Raw genomic sequence first — 22,381 nt, forward strand, 5'->3', positions numbered from 1 at the left:
AATTAAGTCTTGACAGCCTGCTACAGCAACCACCAATCCAGGCATCCTATCCGTTTGCGACATTTCGATCTATACGAACCACCCAGAAATAGGGTATTTGGGAGCTGGTTTTGGCAAATACTTTTAATTCGTATCGCCCTATGTGCTTCCATCGTCGTGAACTACTGTTAGGTCTGGGATGCTCGGCCGTCCTTTCGATCGGTTGCCGGTCCACGCCCGTTACCGGTCGCAAGCAATTCGTGGTCTTGCCGGTGCAGCAAGAACTGGCGATGGCTGAAGAAGCGTTCGCTCAGGTCGTCGCGTCGGAGTCCCCTAGCACCAATGCTCGCGTTCAAGAAATCGTTAATCGCGTGGGCATGCGGATCGCTTCGGTCTCGGAAAAGCCTGACTTCCGCTGGGATTTCCGCGTGTTTGCGTCTGCCAGTCAAAACGCATTTGCGTTGCCAGGCGGCAAAGTCGGCGTCTACGAAGGCATTGTGCCCATCTGTCAAAACGAAGCGGGATTGGCTGTGGTCTTGAGCCACGAGATTGCCCACACGATCGCGAGGCACGGTGCCGAACGCATCAGCCAGCAGGCGGCCGTCAGCGGGCTGCAATCAATCTTGGGCTACACCGTCAGCGGTACGTCGGAAGTCGGCCGAACGCTGGTACTGAACGCCTATGGAGCGGCCACTCAGTACGGCTTGCTACTGCCCTACAGCCGAAAACATGAGTTGGAAGCGGACCATATTGGTTTAGCATTAATGGCCAAAGCCGGTTACGATCCCAGCGAAGCGCCCCGGTTCTGGGAGCGATTCGCGTCGGCCTCCAGCGGGCCGCAACCACCGACTTGGGCATCGACGCATCCCAGCGACCTGCAGCGTGCCCAGCAGTTGGCAATGGCCGTACCTCAGGCAACTCTGCTATATCAAGCCGCCGCAATTCGAGTAGGATTGGGGGAGTTGATTTGAGTGATCCAAATATTGCCCGAAATGATGGAAGTTGAACTGGGGCCAGCAGCTATGAACTAAGTGATGGACACCGAGCAATTACGATTACAAGCGGACTTGAAGGGGCAGATCGACGGCGATGTGCTGTGTGATGATTATCATCGTCAATTGTATTCGTCAGACGCCAGTATCTACGAGCTTCGGCCGATCGGCATCGTTCGTCCCAGGCACGCTGGGGATGTGGCTCGCACCGTTCGTTATGCGGCAGAAAATGAACTGCCAGTCTATCTGCGCGGCGGTGGAACGGGGCTTGCCGGCCAATCGCTGGGACAAGGAATTGTCATCGATTTCTCGCGATACATGCGCCGATTGGTCGAAGTGGATGCAGCGGCAGGCCGAGTTCGTGTGCAACCGGGCTTGGTGCTCGCTGAACTCAATCGGACACTGGCCAAACAAGGATTGATCTTTGGTCCAGACCCGGCCGCTCGAGCGGTCACGACCATGGGCAGCGTGATCGCTGTCGATGCACAAGGCAGCCACTTTCCCAAATATGGTTCAGCAGGCAACTGGATTCAATCTTTGGAAGTTGTACTGGCCTCTGGAACCGCTGCGACGCTGGGCAAGCATATCATTCATACCGATACGCGATCGCTGGGTACGCTGCAACACATCGCAGCCGAAGTGGGGACGTTATTGCAAGCAGCCAATCCGATGCTGCAGAAGCCCGCTTGGGATCCATCATTGCGTGGCTGCGGTTTTCGTTTAGAGAAATGCCTTGATGGCGACGTCATTGATCTAGCTCGCTTGCAATGCGGAGCGGAAGGCACTTTGTCAGTCATCACTGAGGCCACCTTACGAGTAGCTAAACTGCCCGCACATCGCGGCGTGGTCTTGCTGTTCTTCGATCGCATGGAAGCGGCCGCCAAGTGTGCGATGGAAATCGCGGCAATGAAGCTGGTTGCGGCATGCGATTTGATGGATCGACGCTTGCTGGAGTTGGCTCGGGAAACCGACGTGCGCTATGATCGTTACTTGCGCCGCGGCAGCGAAGCGATGCTGCTGATCGAATGCCAGGGGGACGAAGCGACAGAGATGCGCAGCAAGCTGACCACGATTATCTCCAAGATGCAGCGTAAGTTTCCTGCCATGGTGGCTTCCCGCATCACTAGCGACTCGCGCGAACGCGATTTCCTGTGGCGACTTTGCCGTCGCGTTATCCAGCGACTCTATCGCGTCAAAGGCGCCGAGCGTCCGGTGCCTGGCATGGAGGACATCAGTGTGCCCGTCGATCGATTGGCAGACTTCTTGTTGGCAGCGCAAAACATTTTCAAGTCGAGACGCATTACGGCGACCGTTTTTTCTCATGCCGCCCAGGGACACTTGCAACTACGACCGTTCGTCGATCTCTCCCAGCCAGACCAGCGGCAAATGTTTCAAGATCTTGCTCGCGAAATCTACGATACGGTCTTGGCGATGAACGGGGTAGTCGCTGGCGAAACCTCGTTTGGTTTATCGCGATCGTGGCTAGCTCGTCAACAACTGGGCGATCGCTACCCGATCCACCGCCGGATCAAAGAATTGTTTGATCCGCAGAACTTATTGAATCCCGGCAAACTCATTACCGACGCGCCGCAGCGACTGACGGATAACTTACGCAGTTTGCCCAATGCCTTTGACGACGTGCCAATACCTTCGACCAAGGACATGAAAGCGGAACGGCGTCTCTCAGCCGCTCAGCGACGCAAAGCTGCAAACAAAAAATCGATCAAACGCCCCGAGGTCCCTGCCGTCATTGATGCCGAAGATGCTGATGCGGAGACACAACTGAACCGTCGTGACGCCATTCTGCCCATCTTGGATTGGGACAGTATCAAGACGATGGGCGAAACCGCCAACGCTTGCAATGGTTGCGGACGTTGCCGTACCACGGCTGACAACGAACGCATGTGCCCGATGTATCGATTGCATCTGGGCGAAGAAGCGAGTCCGCGCGCGATGGCAAACCTCGCTCGTGGATGGTTGGCCGATCAGTTACCCAAACAAGCAGCCGCGTCGGACCAGATGAAAAACATTACCGATCTGTGCTTCCACTGCCATCAATGCCGCGTTGATTGCCCCGCCAGCGTCGATATCCCACGGTTGATGGTCGAAATCAAATCGCAGTATGTTGCGGCCAACGGGTTGTCTTACTCGGACAAATTCCTGTCCCGTTTGGACCGTATTGCCTCGATTGCCAATCGCTTTCCGCGGCTATCCAACTGGGCGCTTGAAAATCGTTGGTGCCGCTGGCTGTTTGAAAAGACCACGGGCATCGCTGCCAGTCGCAAACTGCCTACGATCTCCAATACGACTTTTACCAAGTGGGCGGCACGCAAACGATTGACCCGCATGACAACCCGCAGCGGTTCCCGCAAAGTCCTACTGTTCGCCGACCAATACACCAATTGGCATAACCCGCTGGTCGGTATCGCAGCAGCAGAAATCTTACTCAAAAACCGTATCGAGGTTTACGTACCGCCGACTCCGATGGCTTCTTATATGGCCAAAATTGTGATGGGCGATGGTGAGCTCGCTCGGAAGTTGATCGCTCCTCAAATCCAAGCGATGGCCGAAGCGATCCGCAGTGGCTATGAAGTGGTCACCATTGAACCGACCTCGGCGCTGTGTTTGATGCGCGAGTACCCTTTCTTGATCGACAATGAAGAATCGCGATTGGTTGCGGAAAACACCACCGAGATTGGACGCTATTTGTGGGACTTGCATCAATCCAACGAGCTTGATCTGCAACTCGCGCCGCTTCCACTGAGCGTCATGTACCATTTGCCATGCCATTTGCGGGCCATCGATGAAGAGCAACCAGGCTTGCAGTTGTTAAAACTGATTCCGGCGTTGCAGGTCTTTGAAGCGGCTGCTGGTTGCAGTGGAATGGCTGGCACGTTTGGATTGAAGCGAGCGAATTTCCGCACCAGCTTGCGTATCGGATGGCCATTGATTGGTAAAATGCAAAGTACTCCGGTACAAATTGGATCGACCGAATGTTCAACATGCAAGTTGCAGATGGAGCAAGCGGTCGAGCAACCGACGATTCCGCCAATTGCCTTGCTTGCATACTCTTATGGGTTGACGCCGCAAGTTGGTGAGTGGATTAACCGCCGCAATTATGGCTTAACCGTTCGCTAACCTATTGATAGTGAACTAACCTTCCTTCCTGACACAAAATCAATGATGACACTTAGTTTAAGGCAAAGCTTTGGCCGGCAGCGGTTTGGCATGTTGAGCATCGTTTGCTCGTTGATCATTCTGGCGGACCTTAGCTCAGAAGCAATTGCACAAGAAAAGGCCGTGGTGGAAATATCCGAATCGCACTTCTTGCAGAACACGCGGCAGTTGACCTTCGATGGTTTGCGCAGTGGCGAAGGCTACTACAGTGCTGATGGCAGTTTGCTGGTCTTTCAAAGCGAACGGGAAGCCGACAACCCGTTTTACCAAATCTATCTGCAGGACCTCGAGACCGGCGACATAACGCGTGTGTCCCCAGGCTACGGCAAGACGACTTGCGGTTGGATTCACCCTAACAATCAACAGGTCCTATTTGCCTCGACGCAGTTTGATCCAGCCGCGAAAGAAAAGATGCGAGGCGAACTGGAGTTTCGCGCCAGCGGACAGACGCGACGATACTCCTGGGATTATGACTCGCAGTACGAGCTTGTGCTATGGAATCGTGACGACGATTCTTACCAGCGATTGACGCACGAAGAAGGCTATGACGCCGAGGGCAGTATCTCCCCTGACGGGAAATCGATCGTCTTTGCCTCCAATCGACGGGCATACACCGGTGAGCTGACGCCCAAGGAAGCAGAACTGTTCAAGATCGATCCAGCGTCCGCGATGGACATTTATATCATGGACATCGATGGCTCGAATGTTCGACGCTTGACCGATACCGTCGGCTACGATGGCGGGCCATTTTTCTCGCCAGATGGCCAGCGAATATGCTGGCGTCGATTCAATGAAGACGGCGCGGTGGCGGAAGTCTACACTATGAACACCGATGGCAGCGATGCAAAACGGCTGACGACACTCAACGCGATGAGTTGGGCTCCGTATTATCATCCCAGCGGCGATTACCTGATCTTTACCACCAACACGCAAGGCTTCGCGAACTTTGAATTGTATATCGTCGATGCCGCTGGCCAGCGTGAGCCGGTAAGGGTCACTTACACCGATGGATTTGATGGACTTCCTGTGTTTACGCCTGATGGCATGCGGCTGACATGGTCTAGCAATCGAACCGATTCGGAGAAGACGCAGATCTTTACGGCAGACTGGTCCGATACAGCAGCACGAACTGCGCTGGGTTTGGACCAACCGGATGATGCCGAAAACCTGAATTCCATTTCGGTCTCGACGGCTCGATCGGCAGCGCAGGCGACCGCGGCTGAATTTCGCGCCGTCGATGTCGGTCGGCATATCGATTACCTGTGCCGCCCCGAGTTGGGAGGGCGTTTGACCGGGACCGCTGGTGAGAAAGCCGCGGCCGCTTATGTTGCAGCTTACCTGGAACAAATCGGTTGCACCGGAGTATTCGCGGGAGAAAATCAGCAAACTAGCTTCTTTCAAGAATTCCCATTTGTGGCTGGCATTCGCTTGGGGCCCAAGAACGAATTACGGTACAAGGATGAATCCTTGATAGTCGACAAGGATTGGCGGCCGCTGGCCTTAAGCAACAACTCCACGCTGGCCGATCTGCCGATTGTGTTTGCCGGATATGGGATTGTTGCCCCAGAAGGCCAAGCGACCGAGGAATCACAAAAGGCCAATGTTGCCGAATATGATTCGTATGTGCATTTGGACGTGGAAGGCAAATGGGTCCTGGTCTTCCGCCAATTGCCGATGGACATTACGCCCGAGCGGCGGGGCTATTTGGCGCGTTTTAGTTCGCTGCGATATAAAGCGATGATGGCCAGGGAACGTGGAGCGGCTGGCTTGATCGTCGTCAGTGGTCCAACCAGCGAAGCTCGTTCGCAGTTGGTGCCATTGACTAGTGACGGTTCGTTTTCCGGCAGCCAGATCGCGGCGATCAGCATTACCGATGCGGTGGCAGAGCGATGGTTTACGCAAGCTGGAAAAAATCTGGAGAACACACAGAAGCGTTTGGACGGTGGCGAGCCTCAGATGGGTTTTGAGTTAGCCGATACCAAACTGACGGCGACGGTCGATGTCGATCCAATTCGTGCCACTGGCGTCAACACCATCGGCCTGTTGAAATCGCCGGAGCAGAACGCGCCGACGATCATCATTGGAGCGCATATCGACCATTTGGGCAGTCAAGCGGGCAATAATTCGCTTGCCAAAGAAGACGAGCGTGATGGCATTCACCGTGGGGCCGACGACAACGCTTCGGGCGTGGCGGCGATGCTGGAAATTGCGGAATACTTGTCCAATGAAGTCAAGAACAAAGGCTTGCGTTTGAAGTCCAACATCTTGTTTGCCGCGTGGAGCGGCGAGGAGTTGGGCTTACTGGGATCAGCTTACTTCGTCGAAAATCCACCAGCGATGCTGGAAGATGAAGATCCCCATGCGGCGATGATGCGAGCCCACGCAACACTTAGCCCTGAAGCCGGAAGCGGTGCTCAAGATCCACATGCAATAGAGCCCCATGCTTTTGTCGCGCCGCGATCGGTATCGATCTGCCTGAATCTGGATATGGTAGGTCGGTTGCGTGAGAACTTGGTGTTGCAAGGTACAGGTTCGTCGCCGGTCTGGAGAGCGGAAATCGAGAAACGCAATACCGTGGTCGGATTGCCTTTGATCTTGCAAGACGACAGTTACCTGCCGACCGATGCCAGTACGTTTTATATGGCGGGCATTCCAATTTTGTCCGCGTTCACTGGCCAGCACAGTGAGTATCATACGCCGCGTGATGTGCCCGAGTTGATTAACTTTGAAGGTGCAGCCAAGTCCGCGCGATTGCTAGGGTTGATTGCACGTTCGTTTGCCGCCAGCGGCGACGTTCCCGAGTATTCGGTGCAACAGCGGCCTGAGAACGCTGGCACACGAGCCGTGATGACCGCCTATTTAGGAACGATCCCAGATTATGCCACCGGCGATTTGGTCGGAGTAAAGCTGTCTGGAGTATCGGACGGTGCACCGGCAGCAGCGGCAGGCATGAAAGGTGGCGACATTATTATTGAACTGGCCGGTCGTAAGATTGCGAACATCTACGATTACACGTTTGCGATAGAAGCGTTGAAGGTTGGCGAAACGACTACGGTAGTCGTCAAAAGAGGAGAAGAAGAGTTGAAGCTGGATATCACGCCCGCTTCACGCAACTAAAGTGATTGCGTAGGAATTTAGCACACCAACCCTATTGCAACACGTTGGGGCAAGCCCAACGGGCGCTCAAATGCTAATGCTGTATTGAGCGTGCGGTGGACTTGCCCTATATTCGATGGTCTATTTCTATCGATCAAACATCGCAGTGAGTTCGACTCCTAAGGCCATCATGCTTCCAGATAAACCACTAACGTTCGCTCCTGTTTTCCGCTCTTACCTCTGGGGCGGCGATCGTTTGCGAACGCGGCTGAATAAACCGGTACCCAATAGCGGTCGGTGGGCAGAAAGCTGGGAAGTGGTCGATCACGGTAAAGACCAAAGCGTTGTGAGTTCTGGGCCGTGGAAGGATTGGTCGCTGCGGCAGTTGATCGAGTCCTTTCCGGAGGAGATCCTTGGGACCAAAGGGGCCAAGAATCACAAGAGCTTCCCGCTGCTTTTAAAGTACCTGGATTGCAATGCCGTCCTTAGCGTGCAAGTTCACCCCGACGACAAGTATGCGGCCAAGATGTTGCCACCTGATCTGGGCAAAACGGAGGCATGGTATATCGTCGATGCCGAACAAGATGCGGTACTGTATGCAGGACTAGAGTCGGGCGTGACCAAAGCGGATCTCGCCGAAGCAATCAAAGCGAACAAGACCGAAGAGTGTTTGCACAAGATTTATCCCAAGGCTGGCGACTGCGTCTTTATTCCGGCAGGTACGATTCACGCGTTGGGAAGCGGTCTGATGGTGGCCGAAATCCAGCAAGCCTCCGATACAACGTTTCGCTTGTTTGATTGGAATCGAGTGGACGTCGACGGGAACTCGCGCCCGCTGCACATCGACCAAGCGCTTGAGGTCATTGATTTTGAATCTGGGCCGATCCAACTGGACCCTCAACCAGAGAAATCTTTCGATGCACCTGCTGTTACCTTGGTTCAATGCGACAAGTTCGCGTTGCAGGCACTTGCCTGTGGCAATCACCAATTGGAACTATCGGACACGTTCAAGATTTTGACGGTTCCCAACGGTACGGCCACCGTAAGTTGCTGTGGGGAGGAGCACTCGCTGGCCGTGGGCCAAACGCTGTTGCTGCCCGCCGCAGTTTCCACCGCGAGTGTACAGGTATCTAATGATGCGGTTGTGTTGGTTGCAGGTTTGCCGAGCTGAACCCATGGCAGTACCGCGGTTAATACAAAGCGTTCAGAATCCACTCATCAAGCAACTGCTAGTCTTGCGAGATGCCAAACAACGCCGCCAGCAGCAACTTGTGCTCATCGACGGTCGACGCAATATCGCGCGTGCCATTGCCGCGGGCTGGCAGCTAGACGCTTATCTTACCTGTGATGCCATAGAAAGCTTGCCAGATCAAGACACGCATGACGCCCAGGCCATCAACGCTTACATTCACCAGCGGCAAGGGCATGTCGACTTTGCCATAACAACCAAAGAGATTTTAGCGAAGGTCGCATACGGTCAATCGCTGCATCCGCTGGCCATCGCGCAGGCTCCATCTTCATCGGTGGCTTGGGAGCGATTGCTGCCGGTGCAGTCGCGTGCGAGCTTTTTATTGATGGTCTTAGACCGTGTGGAGAAGCCTGGAAACATTGGCGCTGCGGTGCGAACGTGTGATGCCTTGGGCGTTGACGCACTGCTGCTGTCAGATCCGATTTGCGATTTGTGGAACCCTAACGCGATACGCTCCAGCGCAGGAGCGATCTTTTCACTACCCATGGTTCAAGACAGCGTTGCGAACGTGCAGGCTTACTTGCAACGCCAGCAAGTGCAGTTGTATGCCGCTCGGCTGGAGCAATCGCGTAACTATTTGCAGGTCGCTTATGCAGCCCGTTCGGCCATTATCTTTGGTAACGAAGCGACCGGATTGCAAGATCGCTGGTCGATCGATGTCGAATCGATCGCGATTCCAATGCGAGGCATCGGCGATAGCTTGAACGTCTCGGTTTCCGCCGCCATCATTTTTTCGGAAGTTGTCCGGCAGAGGCAATCATGAGCCAACGGGCCACTGGCGGTTTATTCATTACCGATCTTCATCTCTTCAGCCAACGTTCCGTCGGCCAGCAAGTGTGGGAGAAAGCTGCTCAGGAAATTCAAGCGGCCAAAGTGATCGTTCTGGGTGGAGACATGTTCGATTTGCGGTGGAGCCAACTGCGCAACTTTCAGGATACCTTGCAAGCAGCGCAAACGTGGCTTGAACAAGCGATCGCGAGCAATCCGCGAGCAAAGTGGGTTTACTTGCTGGGGAATCACGATTGCCATCCGCGAATGCAACAGACTTTAGGTGAGTTGGCCGATCGTTATTCGCAGTTTGCTTGGAGCCCAACCACTTATCAAATTGATCGCAATGTTTTCTTGCACGGTGACATCTTAGATGGCAGTCGACATCGCAGCGGCTTGGAAGGTTATCGCTCCGGATTTCATGAGGACCGTTCCAAGGGCCGCGTTGGGAATGCGTTTTACTGGCTGGTAATTCAGTCCAGACTGCATGGTGCAGTCCCAAGGCTGCGACACACTCGCAAGCGAACTTGTGTGCGGTTGATAAACTATTTACAGCGAGAACCGCAAGTTAACCTGGCGGAGGTAGAATCTATTTACTTTGGACATACCCACATTCCACTGTCAGGTTACCGCTATGACCGGTTCCAATTCTACAACCCTGGCTCCGGGATTCGGCATCTGGCCTTTCATCTCACCAAATTCCAAGTTCCCTAAGCCATGAATGACAAGGCCGCTTCTTCGCACGTTGATTCAAGTAGCGAACCATCGCAGCGGACAATGCTTACAGGTTTTGAACCCGCCAAGCCAATCAGTAAACCAACCCAAGAAACCGAGATTCACGGCGATTGCTATTCTGCTGGCGAGCGAGCTTGGATGGAGTATGGACAGAAAGTGCGTGGGACGTTGCTAGCGCCGGTCCTAGGTATGTTGGATCGTCGAGCGGTTTCGCCGGATCATTTGACGATCGCTTCGTTGGCTTGCGGCGTAGCATTTGGACCGCTTTGGTGTTTAGGCTACGCTTGGCCGGCGATCGTTATGTTGTGGTTGCATGTCGTCATCGATGGCTTGGATGGGCCGCTGGCTCGATTCCAAAACTGCGCAAGTCCGCGAGGCAGTTTCACTGATTCATTCTGTGATCAAGTTGTCGTGTCGGTAGTGACGATTGCGTTGATGTTACGATCGCCGGGGCTATCGATCACAGGCGGAGCTATATTCTTGGTCGTCTACACCGGCGTACTGGCGATTGCGATGGTGCGTAACACACTGCAGTTTCCCTATTCATGGTTACTGCGTCCACGGCTGCTAGTGTATCTGGCAATTCCAGTCGAGTTGCTAGGAACCAGCCATGCAATAGAAATAGTTGTCTGGATGAGCAATGTGGTTTTGGGGTTAAAGCTGATATCCGGCTTCTGGAACCTGCGGAACCTACTGGTTGGACCACCAAATTGAGTCGGATAAAGAAGACAAGGCAGGTTTTAACGTTCCTCATCCTTTCTCTTTATTGGCGTATTAAGGGAGTCTGCTTGCCACTTGTGCCAGCCAAAACTACCATAGGGGCTCGTAAGGGGCGTTCCAACATTCTTCCTCCCAATGGTAGTAATAAAGCTGTGAAAACATTTCTCCGATCTTTCCTATGCTACGCAGGTGGTTTAGCTCTGCTAGCTGCAATTGGATGCACCTCTAACCAATCAGCCGACGGAACGCCCGCTAAAGCGAAGACGAGGCGAATTGTTCTGCTGAACAACACCGATTCACCCTTTTGGGACGCTGCTCGAGCGGGCATAAAGAAAGCCGCTGAAGATCTCAAGCTGGCAGACCATGGTATCACAGCGGCAATGGATTCTAACGATGCAACGGGCGATACGGGCCAGATAGAAAAGTTGCGGCAGTATGGCACCCAAGCCGACATCGCAGCCGTGATCATCTCGCCAATTTCATCGACCAATCCAGCGATCGCTGAAGAACTCGATAAGCTGCGCAAGAAAGGCGTCATCGTCGGCTGCTTTGATAGCGACTTAAGTGAAGCGAACCGATCGATTCGAGAGTTCTATGTCGGTACGAATAACGTCACCGGTGGCAAGGTTTTGGGCACTGCGGCCAAAGTGTTGCAAGCGGATGCGGAGTATGCTCAATTTGTCGGAACAGACAGCCAGCAGAATGCGATTGAACGCATGGATGGTTTTACTTCCGTCTATGGTCAGGCCAATCAAAAGGACCGCAAGCTGGACGACACCGATCGCAGCCGCGCTCGGGATAATGTGCGAGACGTGATTGCGCGATATCCCAACTTGTCGATGTTGGTAGGTATCTGGTCCTACAACGCGCCAGCCATCGTGGATGTCGTCAAGGAAAAGGATGCACGCAATCGATTCAAAGTCGTAGTCTTTGATGCTGAACAGTTGGCGGTCGAGCAGATGGCCAATGGTATGATCGATGTGATGGTCGTACAAAATCCGTTTGGGATGGGCTATGATTCGGTGCAGTATGCGTTTGCGAAACTGACTGGCGATGAAGATACACCCAAGTCATTGTTTCCGAATATGGGTCAGCCTGGTGGCGATAATCGCGATACGGGCTTGAAGGTGGTCGTGCCCGATGAAGGCTCGCCAGTTACCGCCGAAGCGTTTTCCGAGTTTGGAGACAGCGTGCAGTTCATGAAGTTCTCTGAGTTCCAACAATGGCTCAAACAATACAATCTGACAAGTTCATGAGCTCCGCCACCGCCAATATCCTCAAGCGAATACTGAGCACCGTCGAAGTGAAGCTAATTTTGGCTTGGCTGGCGGTGGTGCTGGTGACCGTTCTGCTCGATAGCAACCATACGTATTGGAATCAGCCAGGGGAAGCTGCAACGCTGATCCTTCGCAATACCGTCCTACTTGGACTTTTCGCGTTGGGCAGCGCGGTGATCATCATTTCGGGAGGGATCGACCTTTCCAGCGGTTCGGTGATTGCGTTAAGTGCGACGGTCTTTGGTTCACTGCTGATCTTGCTCGACCCAGAAGGCTTTACAGCAGGCACGATCAACACTCCGGCGGTGGTGATGGCGATTGCCGGCACGCTGTTTGTGGGCGTGATGATTGGCACTTTACATGCATGGCTGATTACTTGCGTCGGTTTGCCCCCGTTCATTGCCACGCTGGCCACGCTGGTTGGCCTGCGAAGCTTAGGTCGCGGCATTGCACCGGTGGTAACCGCTGGAAAATCGCAAATCGATTTCCCCGATCGCATGTTGCGTGATACGCTCAAGGACGTCACGACGATGACGATTTTGTTCATCATCGTCGCGGTGGTTGTATGGCTATTGATGAGCCGCACGGTGACAGGTCGGCATCTGCACGCGATGGGCGGTAACGAACAAGCGGCTAAGCTGAGCGGCATTCGCACCGATCGCTTGAAGTGGCTCGCTTATGTCATTGGAGCGGTCACGGCCTCTATCGTAGGTATCATTTCATTTGCCGATGTCGGTTCAGCCAAACCTGACATCATGGCACGGGGGTACGAGCTGAATGCGATTGCCTCGTCGGTCATTGGCGGTTGTTCGCTGCAGGGCGGCGTAGGAACCATTCCCGGCGTGATGTTGGGAGCATTATTTTTGCGAACGGTCATTGATGCGGTCAACAAAGTCGTCGGAGCAGGCGCAGATGTTTACGAAGGGATGATCGTTGGGATCGTGGTTGTGCTGGCCGTGACGTTCAGCCAGCGCGTCGATCGGTCGATCATGAAGCGATACTTTGTTACGCCGATTGGTTGGGCCGTGATTCCGGTGCTGGGGTTACTCTCTGGCATCGCAATGCTATTGTTCTTTGGCAGGCAGGAGTGGTACACGCCAACTTATGCGTTTGTTTTTGCGGCGGTGATCACCAGTTGCTTGATCGTGAGGTCTGTTTACGAGTGGAGGCAGATCAAAGCCAAATGAGCGTACAGCCTTTAATATCGATCAAGAGCATCGGCAAACGTTTTGCGGCAGTCAAAGCGCTCGATGACGTCTCGTTCGATGTACGGCCGGGCGAGTTGGTCGCCATTTGCGGCGAGAATGGGGCTGGCAAAAGTACGCTGATGAAGATTCTGTCCGGTGTGTACACCGACTATGACGGGGCTATCGAGATCGATGGTCGGGAAGTTCGCTTCAGTGGAACGCGGGACGCTGAAGAGGCCGGTATCAGCATCATTCATCAAGAGCTGAATTTGGTCGAACAGTTGTCGGTAGCGGCCAACATCTTTCTAGGACGTGAACTGCGGACACGGTTTGGCTTGCGAGATGATGCGGCGATGGTCGCGCGAGCTAGCGAATTGCTGGCCGAACTGGAATGCGGAATTGATGCGACAGCCCTGGCTGGCTCGCTGCGCGTGGGCGACCAACAGTTGGTTGAGATCGCTAAAGCGCTCAGTATTGAAACTCGCATTCTGGTCATGGACGAACCGACTAGCGCACTGACGGAGGCCGAAGTCGAGCGGCTGTATCGCGTGATTGCCAAGCTGCGTCATCGCGGGACGACGATATTGTACATTTCCCACAAGATGGACGAGGTCTTTCATTTATCGGACCGAGTCGTTGTGCTGCGGGACGGACGCTTCATTGCTCAAGAGGAGACCGCCAAGATTGGGCCGTCCGATGTGACACACTGGATGGTAGGGCGGGAGTTGGAAGAGGTGCAACTGGGACCAAAACTGGAACGTGGGCCCAAATTGCTGGAAGTTCGCAGTTTGTCGCTTCCTTGGCCAGGACATGCCCGCGGATTTCGGCTAAAGGATGTCACCTTTGACCTGCATCAGGGTGAAGTGCTAGGGATTGCCGGTCTGATGGGAGCGGGGCGTACCGAGCTGCTGGAAGCCATCTTTGGCGCGGCACCGCACAAGCCGTCTGGCGAGATTTACTTGAACGGCACTCGTATTGCTCCGACCCACCCGGCAGAAGCACTAAAGCTGGGGTTGGCGTTGGTGACGGAAGATCGCAAACGGTTGGGCATTTTCACCGCGATGAATGTGGGCAGAAACATTTCGCTGTGCAATCTACGCAGCCTGCGACGCGGAGTTGGGATCAGTGCTGTGGCAGAGCGTACGGCAGGCACGGCGATGGTCGACAAACTGCGAATTAAAACCGCAAGCTTAGCCGCTGGTATCCAGAATCTCAGCGGCGGTAACCAACAAAAATGTATTGTCGGTCGTTGGCTGTTGACCCAGCCCAAGGTTTTGTTGCTTGACGATCCGACGCGAGGGGTCGACGTGGGTGCGAAAGCCGAGTTGTATCGGATCATTCGCGAGTTGTGTAACGAAGGAATCGGCGTTATCGTCACCAGCAGCGAGTTGCCGGAGATACTAACATTAAGTGATCGGATCATGGTGTTGAGTGAAGGCAGACAAACTGCGCTGTTTACTCGCGAGGAAGCGACTCAGGCCAAGATCATCAACGCTGCGACTCAGGGTTGGCGAGACTGATCGCTATGCAGATGGTACTTCAGCATTTCATTTATCTTATTGGAAAGACACGGTTCCACGCATGCTTGGCGAACCACTTAACAGTCCCTACGACGTAAACTTCCAAGTGCTGGGCTTTCGTGTCCGGGTGACCTGGATATTTTGGGTTGTGGCTGCGGCATTTGGCTACAGCATCTCGATGGCAATGGATCAAGGTTACGGGGATCGCTCGCCCGGAGCGTTAGTGTTATTGGCGATTTGGATCGCGGCGATGTTCTTGTCGATTTTGATCCATGAGTTGGGCCATTCGTTGGCGATGCGATATTACAACATCGAATCCCACATTGTGTTGTATCACTTTGGCGGTTTGGCGATTCCGTCGCCGTTTCGGCGTCACGATCGCTCTTCAAATCGTCGCCACGGATATGGGCCAGCGGCGCAGTTGTTGATTTCGCTGGCGGGCCCGGTTGCTCAGCTTTTACTAGCGTTTTTGGTAATGTTTTTGGCTTTATCACAAGGATACGCCTTTCCGTTTGTTCAATGGGTAGCCCCCCTATTTGGCATCGCGATCAACGAATTGACGTTTCCGACCAACGCGGCGCTGGCGGCAGCGATCAACTTTACGATCTTCCCGAGCGTTGCTTGGGCGCTGCTGAACTTGCTGCCGGTTTTACCTTTGGATGGCGGTCGAATAGCGCAGCATGCGTTGACGATGTACCAGCGGCGTGACGCGTTGTATGAAGCCACGATGTTGAGCATTGTCGTCGCTGTTATTGCAGCGCTCTGGGGCTTTCAAAATCAGCAAGAGTTCATGGGCATCATGTTCATGATGTTAGGCTTCAGCAACTTCCAAAACCTGCGTGGTGGCATGAGTGGTTTTTGAGTTCTGGAAGTTCCAGGCTGCGATGGGTTCGTGTTGGATTTGCGCGGCTGTTAGAACGCTGTTTCGCTTCGGTGCATCTATTTGTTCTGGCATAGCGAGTACCTGTTTTGGGACGAAGGTGCCGTTTGGCGTGAAAGTCGTGTCAAGAAAAAATTTTGAAAATTGATGCTATTTTTCGCAAAAGGATGTTGCATTACATGCGGGGTTTCGTACAAATACAACGCTATCAAATGTTTATCTCGTTCTTGCGCTCCAAGCGAATGAAACTTGTGCTCTTGAAGGTGACTTCATGAGTGCAACGGACCAAGCCGAAGAGAGCTATGAACGTGATTTTTTGTTTCAAGCTGAGATGCCAGTTCAGCAGATTGAATCACTGCTTCGAATCAATCTGTTTGGCAAATCAGTAGACCCGTTTATCGGAGGTTTAGTCCGTGGCCAAAAAAGGTGCAAAGAAGGCTTCTAAGAAAGCCGCAAAGAAGGCAGCTCCAAAGAAAGCCGCCAAGAAGGCAGTAAAGAAGACAGCCAAGAAAGCAGCTAAAAAGGCAGCTAAGAAGGCCGCCAAGAAATCTGTTAAGCGAACTGCAACCAAGGGTGCAAAGTAGCCTAACGGCGTTAGCTGGGTTTCAACTCACTAATGAAATATCAGGCCGTTGGACTTTTCTAATCGAAAGTTCAGCGGCTTTTTTTATTGGCCGCCCGCGATTTCCCTTCACTTTGGATTCAAGATGACCCGTGTTTTCCTTACCGGCGGTTCCGGCCTGCTGGGCAACAACATTCTTCGCTTGGGCCTAGCTGCAGGCTGCGAATTCGCCACGTTAACGCGAAGCGTCGCGGACGAAACGCCATTCCATGGCCTAAATGTCCAGCGGCACTCGGGAGATCTTCTGGATTCCAGCGTGATTGAGAACTGCGTAAGTGAATGCGACCTGGTCATCCACTCGGCCGCTCACATCCATATAGGTTGGAAGCAACGTGAACAAGGCTTAAAGATCAACCAACAGGGCACCCGCAACATTGTGGATGCCGCTTTGAAGCACAACAAGCCGCTGATACACGTTTCGACCGTCAACACGCTGGCCATCGGTGCGCAGCAGCAACCAGCGGACGAAGACACACCCGGCGACGGTCAGATCGCTTCCACCTATGTCGTCAGTAAACGAGCTGCGGAAGAAGTGGTTCGCGATGGTATACGGCGTGGCCTGCAAGCGACGATTGTCTACCCAGGCTTTATGCTTGGTCCCAACGATTGGAAACCCAGTAGCGGTCGCATGATTGTCGCGTTAGCCAAAGGCAGTCCGCCGATGTCTCCTTCGGGCGGGTGCAGTGTCTGCGATGCTCGCGATGTGGCCAGTGCGATTATCAAGATCGCCAGCCAACGCATTCTGGGCGAGCGTTTCGTTTTGGCTGGGCAGAACATGTCCTACTTTGAATTATGGACCGCGATCGCTCAGCGTTTGCATCGTCGTGGTCCCCTGACCATCCTGCGACGGCCAGGCCAGATCGTGGTTGGCGCTGTCAGCGACTATTTGCTCAGCCGCGGCGACCGCGAAGTCGATACCAATTCTGCGGCGATTCTCATGGGTTCGCAATTCCACTATTACAGCAGCGGCAAAGCGGCCAAGCATTTGGGGTATCAAACACGCCCCTTCGAACAAACTTTGGCCGAGACCATCGACTGGTTGCGCGAGCACGGAAAGCTTTAACCAACGTTGCAACCAACGCCGTCACATCCGCAGTGGCTCGAGGCGACCGCCTGCGGGTTACTTGCCGACTTGGTCTGGTGCGTAGCCACCTTCGGAAACCGTGTAGGGATCAACGCGAATTTCAGCCCCTGCGTCGCGTGGCGTGAAGTGTCGGCCACGTTCGTAGGCATCACGCAGAGCTCCCGCAGAATGGCCTGCTTCCGCCAACTGGACTTGGTTGTAAGCCAGCAGCGAACCCTTCTCTTGATGGAAGTCGCGAATCGCCAGTGTGTAATCAACCAACGAGCGATAGTAGGCGGCGGTGCTCGCCGACAATTGCTGCTGGGCTTGCAACAGGAAGTTGATGTTGATCAAACCTTTTTCGTATCGATTACGCAGCACTTCGACTTGCTGTTCGTCGGCTGCAACGCGATTGTAGTTGTTTTGGACCTGCAGGTACGAGCGGCTGATGGCGCGAGACGATGTGCTGAGGTCATGGATGATCCGCAACTCTAACTCGCGAAGCACGCTGTTTTCTCGGGCCAGGGTCAGTTGCGCGTTTTGCTGAGCGGCACTAGCGCGACGCAAGCCGATATTGTATTGCCACTCTAGCCCTGCTTGCCATTCTTGGAAGTTGCCCTCGGTAATGTTCTGCAGCACGCTTTCGAACTGATTGTCTGGATTACGCGAACCGATCAAATGGTCGCCCAACCCACGCCAGCGATATGACGTCACGGCGTCTAAACGAGCGCGGCGATTGAGACGAGCGGCCAGGAGTTCGAGTTCACGACGTTTGATAAGCCATTTTTGCCGTCTCACTTCGACGCGATGAACGAGCGCGTCGCCAACTGCCGAATACCAATCGAAGTCCACTTGGGCCAAGATCGGCTTATCAATCGGTTTGATCAAGCGACCGTCGGTGGGCGGCATCCCCATCATGTAGCGCAAACGTTGCTCAGCAGCATAGAGACCGTTGACACCGGTCAATGTTTCGGTGACTTGAGTCTCAAACAGATAATATTGCGAGCGAGCTTGCGCTTCCGCATCGGCTTCACCGCCACGCATTCCGACCTTCTGCAGCTCATTGATTCGTTGCCAAGTGCGTAGGGCACTATCGCGACCGAGGACTTGCGCATCCAGGTTACGATATGCGTAGTAAAGTTCCCAGTACGCCGTTTCGACATCACGAATTAAGTTGATCACGCCACGTTCGAAGTCGGCCAAGGACACGTCGGTATTGATGCGAGCGATCAAGACACCGTTGTATTGTCCAATTGGTGAGTTAGGTCCAGCGATCCTATTAAAGGTCACGCCAGAGCCTTGCATCATCGGCTGGCGAACTTCCGCTTGGATCCAGCCCACAAACGAGCTATCGAAAAGCTGATTGGGGTTGTTGTTGCGATCGTAAATGACGTTGCTACGCAGGGCGAACGTAGTCCCGGTCGCGGCGGTCTTGCTCAACTCCGAGATATAGTTCCCGGTGGTTTGTTCGCGCGTCGGGGGGAACAGGCCTACGAAGAACTGGTTGTTGGGCGTATTGTTCTTTTGCCAAAACAATTGCGTCGAAACTTGCGCATCAAACGCCGACAATGCAGCTTCCACACCGTTGCCGGGATTGGATTCAACCACCGACGGATCATACACGGTCAGTGCCGCGTTGGAACCTTGCACGACCGAGCCGCCTAAATCACGAAAGATTTGGCTGCTCTGCAGGCAGGAAGTCAGCACTTCCTGAAAACTCAATTCCCATACCGGCAGTTCCGCTGGGTTCTCGATCGACAGCGGCAATGGGGTCGATTCAAGTCCGGGATTAGGACAGCTTGCGACATCAGGATATTCGATCTGCGTTGCAAAGTTTTGATAGTACGATTTGTCCGTGCTATCTCGCCAAGCGTCGAAACGCTGGACCGGAGCGCGACAACCGGCGATCACCACCGCTGACAGAAGCGACAAAGAGACGTTGCGCCCAAAAGAGGCTCGTAAGGTGCGTACCGAAGATGCTTTGCAGCTCGCTTTGTGACGAATCACCATTTGCGACTTCCCTATCGCGGACGTTCAAATCAAATCGACTTTGCTAGCACAGCCGGATTCATTCCGAGGATGCTCACAGGTGTCATCGACAGAACAACCCCGACAATCGCACGCCGGGACCAAGATACGGGTTCGTTCCTTCAGCAGTGGCACGACCAACTGGAACAACCGGCAAAGTCTTCCATCGAAAAAAGAAAAGGCTCCGATCGCTGTGCGCGAACGAAGCCTTGTACGTCAACAACCGTCAAGGTGACTGACCACATCAAAGAAGTGCGTCGTCTATGCTTCCGATGATTCAAACGCGGAGTTTGGGGTGGCGGCCGCCGCTGATCGAATAGCAATTTGGCGAGCCGCTGGCTTGGGCTGCTTAGGAACGCTGATTGTCAGTATGCCAGCGTCGTAGACCGCATCGATCGCTTCTCCGTTGACCGAATCGGGCAATTGCACCACGCGTTGAAACTTGCCATAGGCGCGTTCCTCACGCCATACTTTTGTGGTCTCTTTCCGTTCTACGGCGGCACGTTGGCCAGAGATGACCAGTTGATCATTCTTCAACTCGATTTGTACATCGCTGGGGGATAAGCCAGGCAAATCCATCGCGACTTCGAATCGATCTTCTTGCTCAAGGATACTCATCCGCGGCGTGTATTGAATGGCGTTCGCTCTTTCAGAGGAGCCATTCTTGTTTTGAAACAGGTGATCAAACACGGATTCTACTTCCGTGGCAAGGTCTTGAAAGCTGGTCGGTAGATTCGCTACCGGTAATACAAAGCGATTCATAGTTCTGCTCCAGTGCTTCGAATTGTTAGCAACAAATCAACCATCAGACGAATTGTCAAAGTGACAGTTCGTTTGGTTTACAGCACCCCCATTTTGCAACCAGCGTGCCAAACAAAAACCCGTCTAGTGGATCTAGACGGGTCGGAAGTAGTTCACGTGGTGAGCAATCGGAATGCTCGTTACAGCGAGATCCTAGGCAGGACAATGTCCACGCTGACTCGAGCTGGAGGCGTTACGGGGCGCACGTTTGGTACGATAGGCACGGGCCATTGTGGCGCGAATTGAACTGGGGTGCCAGGAACAGGTCGATAACGCACCTCGGTAGGCCACGAGTGCTGTGGATAAACGATGCCTGGATGTTCAAACGCGGGCACTGGCGGCATAGCTCGGCGTAAGTCTTTCACGTAACGGTCGAAACGTCTGCCGATATCAGAAACGTAACGCGAGACGTTGCGGTCACTGGCAAGCGCATAATCGGAAGCGATCAGCAATCGTGTTTGCTCATACGAGTGTGCAAACTGCTGAATGTGCGACTCCATCACAAACTGAGGCGTGTTGGTACGGGTCGATTGAATGATCGCGTTGGCGATTTCATCCAAGGTGATGGCGCATCCGGTAGCTGGGGAATAAGCAAACAGTCGCGAGGTGCGGTTTCGCAGATCCTTGGTAGCTCGCTGCAGCTCGACCGCTTCCCCCGTTGCTCGCGACCAAGGGCCGCCAGCTTGACTGACGCCAAACGGGATGAGCAGCAGTCCGGCTAGAACAGCCAAGGCGGAGCTACGAAGTAGTTGAATCGACGAGTTGTGGAAAAGTTTGAAACTGAACACGGCATGATCCTTTCAATCCAGCAGTTGCTAGCGCTCGCAACGATGCGAACCACAAGAGACATACACATTTACCGTGCCATCATAGTCGCAAACGGACAACCCTGCTCAAAATGGTAGCTTCGCCTGCGATTTGCCTCGGAATCTGCCTGGATTCGCCGGAACTGCGGTCGCTAACAAGCTGCGGCGGCGCGTGAACTCAGCCAAACTGCCGCGTTGTCCAGTTCATTTTGATCACACTGTTGTTTCGTTTTGGGTTCCTAGCGGAACAGCGCCGGATACTTGCTGACCCTGCCTGCTTCATTTACATCTCAAGCGAGCAATACTGTTGCAGCAACACAACTCCCAGTATCGCGGCACGCAAGGGCCAGGCTACCGTGCGAAGCCAGTTGGACCGGACAAGCTTTCCGATCCGCTTATCGCTCTTGCCGTCCAACAGTTTGGCGTGGACAGGCATTTGCAACAGGGCGGTCGACGCCCAAATCACGACCAGCAAACCAGAAGCCAGCATCATGGTCGGTTGTAGCGACAATGGAGTATCCACGACCCACAGCCCTAGCATGGCGGATGCTTCGGTCAACATCGGCAAGGCAACCACCCATGTCGTTCGGCGTTGATGCTCTTGCGAATACTTCCGAAAGCTCGACTGGTCGACTTCGGCGAAAAGCGGATAGTGTACAACTTGCACAAACACAATCAGCCCTGACATGAACAAGGCGCAGATCCACTGGACGAGCAAAAAGGCAAACACAAGTGGCATAGAATTGAAAGATCCTGGATTCGACTTGATCGATGACTATGAGAGCGTTTTAAAAAATGGCCTGACCCTCATCGGCGAGGAAAAAACCAATGAAATCGATCCGTCTTCAAAGGGTCAGCGCCCGTTTCGATTCACGTGCTAAGCTATGTATCCCATCGGCCTTGGTCCGCCGCAACAATAATCAAAGCGGGACATTGCCTATCGGCGGCATTGTAGTGCTGCGGCAATCGCGTGATTGGTTGTGTAGAGCGGGGAATGACGGTCAAGTTGTAATCGGTTGGAGTGTACTGCTGCAAGAAAGCAGCCTTAGTCTATTCTCGGAGCGAGCATGCAAAAGACGTCATCCCTGTTGAAAAATGTATTACGTGCTGCGGCGATCTATAATATCGTGTGGGGAGCTTGGGTGATTTTCTTTCCCAACCACTTGTTTGACTGGACTGGCATTGAAAGGCCAAACTATCCAGGCATTTGGCAATGCGTGGGGATGATCGTTGGCGTTTACGGCGTTGGCTACTGGTATGCGGCGAATGACTATGTTCGCCATTGGCCGATCATGCTGGTCGGTTTGTTAGGCAAGATCTTTGGTCCCATCGGTTTCCTCCAGTCGGCGATGACGGGACAATTGCCATGGCTTTGGGGCGTGACGATTCTGTCCAATGACCTGATTTGGTGGCTACCGTTTGGAATGATGTTGCTGGAGGCGCGAAGACATCATGCTCAGCCGACTGCGTAACGTCTTGAA

The 22,381-nt window shown here is 53.7% G+C and carries 19 protein-coding genes; 15 read left to right on the forward strand and 4 right to left on the reverse strand.

Going from position 1 to position 22,381, the window contains the following annotated elements; all coding sequences use genetic code 11:
• Positions 1-110 precede the first annotated feature (110 nt).
• The 14 genes from SH302x_RS20790 to SH302x_RS20855 all read left to right on the forward strand — a co-directional run bounded on the left by SH302x_RS20790 (position 111) and on the right by SH302x_RS20855 (position 17,265).
• Entirely contained in the window at positions 111-950 is an 840-nt protein-coding gene (locus SH302x_RS20790) for a M48 family metallopeptidase (RefSeq protein WP_479364569.1), read from the forward strand.
• 63 nt (positions 951-1,013) lie between these two features.
• On the forward strand, positions 1,014-4,109 hold the full coding sequence (locus SH302x_RS20795) for an FAD-binding and (Fe-S)-binding domain-containing protein (protein ID WP_479364571.1): 3,096 nt from the start codon (positions 1,014-1,016) through the stop codon (positions 4,107-4,109).
• 42 nt (positions 4,110-4,151) lie between these two features.
• The gene (locus SH302x_RS20800) at positions 4,152-7,265 is read left to right on the forward strand and encodes a M20/M25/M40 family metallo-hydrolase (RefSeq protein WP_479364573.1); all 3,114 of its coding nucleotides are present in this window, start codon (positions 4,152-4,154) and stop codon (positions 7,263-7,265) included.
• A gap of 169 nt (positions 7,266-7,434) precedes the next feature.
• Positions 7,435-8,415 carry a type I phosphomannose isomerase catalytic subunit gene (locus SH302x_RS20805; protein WP_479364574.1) on the forward strand — a complete coding sequence of 327 codons (981 nt, stop codon included), beginning with the start codon at positions 7,435-7,437 and terminating at the stop codon, positions 8,413-8,415.
• Positions 8,416-8,419: 4 nt separating this feature from the next.
• A complete protein-coding gene (locus SH302x_RS20810) occupies positions 8,420-9,256 on the forward strand; it encodes a TrmH family RNA methyltransferase (RefSeq protein ID WP_479364575.1) in 837 nt (278 codons plus the stop codon).
• Positions 9,253-9,975, forward strand: a complete 723-nt coding sequence (locus tag SH302x_RS20815) for a metallophosphoesterase (RefSeq protein WP_479364577.1) — start codon at positions 9,253-9,255, stop codon at positions 9,973-9,975. Before SH302x_RS20810 ends, SH302x_RS20815 begins: the two co-directional genes overlap by 4 nt.
• Before the next feature lie 3 nt (positions 9,976-9,978).
• A complete protein-coding gene (locus SH302x_RS20820) occupies positions 9,979-10,710 on the forward strand; it encodes a CDP-alcohol phosphatidyltransferase family protein (RefSeq protein ID WP_479364578.1) in 732 nt (243 codons plus the stop codon).
• Between the two features lie 158 nt (positions 10,711-10,868).
• Entirely contained in the window at positions 10,869-11,972 is a 1,104-nt protein-coding gene (locus SH302x_RS20825) for a substrate-binding domain-containing protein (RefSeq protein ID WP_479364579.1), read from the forward strand.
• On the forward strand, positions 11,939-13,180 hold the full coding sequence (locus SH302x_RS20830) for an ABC transporter permease (protein ID WP_479364580.1): 1,242 nt from the start codon (positions 11,939-11,941) through the stop codon (positions 13,178-13,180). Before SH302x_RS20825 ends, SH302x_RS20830 begins: the two co-directional genes overlap by 34 nt.
• The gene (locus SH302x_RS20835) at positions 13,177-14,700 is read left to right on the forward strand and encodes a sugar ABC transporter ATP-binding protein (RefSeq protein WP_479364581.1); all 1,524 of its coding nucleotides are present in this window, start codon (positions 13,177-13,179) and stop codon (positions 14,698-14,700) included. Before SH302x_RS20830 ends, SH302x_RS20835 begins: the two co-directional genes overlap by 4 nt.
• Positions 14,701-14,761: 61 nt before the next feature.
• Positions 14,762-15,562, forward strand: coding sequence for a site-2 protease family protein (locus SH302x_RS20840; protein ID WP_479364583.1), 801 nt, complete (start codon positions 14,762-14,764; stop codon positions 15,560-15,562).
• A gap of 289 nt (positions 15,563-15,851) precedes the next feature.
• A complete protein-coding gene (locus SH302x_RS20845) occupies positions 15,852-16,025 on the forward strand; it encodes a hypothetical protein (RefSeq protein WP_479364585.1) in 174 nt (57 codons plus the stop codon).
• Positions 15,994-16,164, forward strand: coding sequence for a hypothetical protein (locus SH302x_RS20850; protein WP_479364587.1), 171 nt, complete (start codon positions 15,994-15,996; stop codon positions 16,162-16,164). Before SH302x_RS20845 ends, SH302x_RS20850 begins: the two co-directional genes overlap by 32 nt.
• A gap of 123 nt (positions 16,165-16,287) precedes the next feature.
• Entirely contained in the window at positions 16,288-17,265 is a 978-nt protein-coding gene (locus tag SH302x_RS20855; protein ID WP_479364588.1) for an NAD-dependent epimerase/dehydratase family protein, read from the forward strand.
• Positions 17,266-17,322: 57 nt separating this feature from the next.
• Here SH302x_RS20855 and SH302x_RS20860 read toward each other — a convergent pair whose 3' ends face one another.
• From SH302x_RS20860 to SH302x_RS20875, 4 genes are all read right to left on the reverse strand, one after another.
• The gene (locus SH302x_RS20860) at positions 17,323-19,275 is read right to left on the reverse strand and encodes a TolC family protein (protein ID WP_479364590.1); all 1,953 of its coding nucleotides are present in this window, start codon (positions 19,273-19,275) and stop codon (positions 17,323-17,325) included.
• Between the two features lie 279 nt (positions 19,276-19,554).
• Positions 19,555-20,055, reverse strand: coding sequence for an Hsp20/alpha crystallin family protein (locus tag SH302x_RS20865; RefSeq protein ID WP_479364592.1), 501 nt, complete (start codon positions 20,053-20,055; stop codon positions 19,555-19,557).
• A 179-nt stretch (positions 20,056-20,234) separates the two neighbouring features.
• A complete protein-coding gene (locus SH302x_RS20870) occupies positions 20,235-20,882 on the reverse strand; it encodes a hypothetical protein (RefSeq protein WP_479364593.1) in 648 nt (215 codons plus the stop codon).
• Positions 20,883-21,183: 301 nt separating this feature from the next.
• Entirely contained in the window at positions 21,184-21,639 is a 456-nt protein-coding gene (locus SH302x_RS20875; protein WP_479364594.1) for a hypothetical protein, read from the reverse strand.
• Positions 21,640-21,967: 328 nt separating this feature from the next.
• Between SH302x_RS20875 and SH302x_RS20880 the strand changes: the two genes are divergently transcribed.
• On the forward strand, positions 21,968-22,372 hold the full coding sequence (locus tag SH302x_RS20880) for a hypothetical protein (RefSeq protein WP_479364595.1): 405 nt from the start codon (positions 21,968-21,970) through the stop codon (positions 22,370-22,372).
• The last annotated feature ends 9 nt before the right edge of the window (positions 22,373-22,381 follow it).

The sequence above is a fragment of the Njordella calcicola genome, assembly GCF_056494125.1.

Excerpts from the sequence above, each read along its gene's own strand:
- SH302x_RS20830 (WP_479364580.1), top strand. The coding sequence starts at position 11,939 with ATGGCTCAAACAATACAATCTGACAAGTTCATGAGCTCCGCCACCGCC.
- SH302x_RS20795 (WP_479364571.1), top strand. The coding sequence starts at position 1,014 with ATGGACACCGAGCAATTACGATTACAAGCGGACTTGAAGGGGCAGATC.
- SH302x_RS20800 (WP_479364573.1), top strand. The coding sequence starts at position 4,152 with ATGATGACACTTAGTTTAAGGCAAAGCTTTGGCCGGCAGCGGTTTGGC.
- SH302x_RS20880 (WP_479364595.1), top strand. The coding sequence starts at position 21,968 with ATGCAAAAGACGTCATCCCTGTTGAAAAATGTATTACGTGCTGCGGCG.
- SH302x_RS20855 (WP_479364588.1), top strand. The coding sequence starts at position 16,288 with ATGACCCGTGTTTTCCTTACCGGCGGTTCCGGCCTGCTGGGCAACAAC.
- SH302x_RS20845 (WP_479364585.1), top strand. The coding sequence starts at position 15,852 with ATGAGTGCAACGGACCAAGCCGAAGAGAGCTATGAACGTGATTTTTTG.
- SH302x_RS20865 (WP_479364592.1), bottom strand. The coding sequence starts at position 20,055 with ATGAATCGCTTTGTATTACCGGTAGCGAATCTACCGACCAGCTTTCAA.
- SH302x_RS20815 (WP_479364577.1), top strand. The coding sequence starts at position 9,253 with ATGAGCCAACGGGCCACTGGCGGTTTATTCATTACCGATCTTCATCTC.
- SH302x_RS20840 (WP_479364583.1), top strand. The coding sequence starts at position 14,762 with ATGCTTGGCGAACCACTTAACAGTCCCTACGACGTAAACTTCCAAGTG.
- SH302x_RS20860 (WP_479364590.1), bottom strand. The coding sequence starts at position 19,275 with ATGGTGATTCGTCACAAAGCGAGCTGCAAAGCATCTTCGGTACGCACC.
- SH302x_RS20835 (WP_479364581.1), top strand. The coding sequence starts at position 13,177 with ATGAGCGTACAGCCTTTAATATCGATCAAGAGCATCGGCAAACGTTTT.
- SH302x_RS20820 (WP_479364578.1), top strand. The coding sequence starts at position 9,979 with ATGAATGACAAGGCCGCTTCTTCGCACGTTGATTCAAGTAGCGAACCA.
- SH302x_RS20875 (WP_479364594.1), bottom strand. The coding sequence starts at position 21,639 with ATGCCACTTGTGTTTGCCTTTTTGCTCGTCCAGTGGATCTGCGCCTTG.
- SH302x_RS20810 (WP_479364575.1), top strand. The coding sequence starts at position 8,420 with ATGGCAGTACCGCGGTTAATACAAAGCGTTCAGAATCCACTCATCAAG.
- SH302x_RS20805 (WP_479364574.1), top strand. The coding sequence starts at position 7,435 with ATGCTTCCAGATAAACCACTAACGTTCGCTCCTGTTTTCCGCTCTTAC.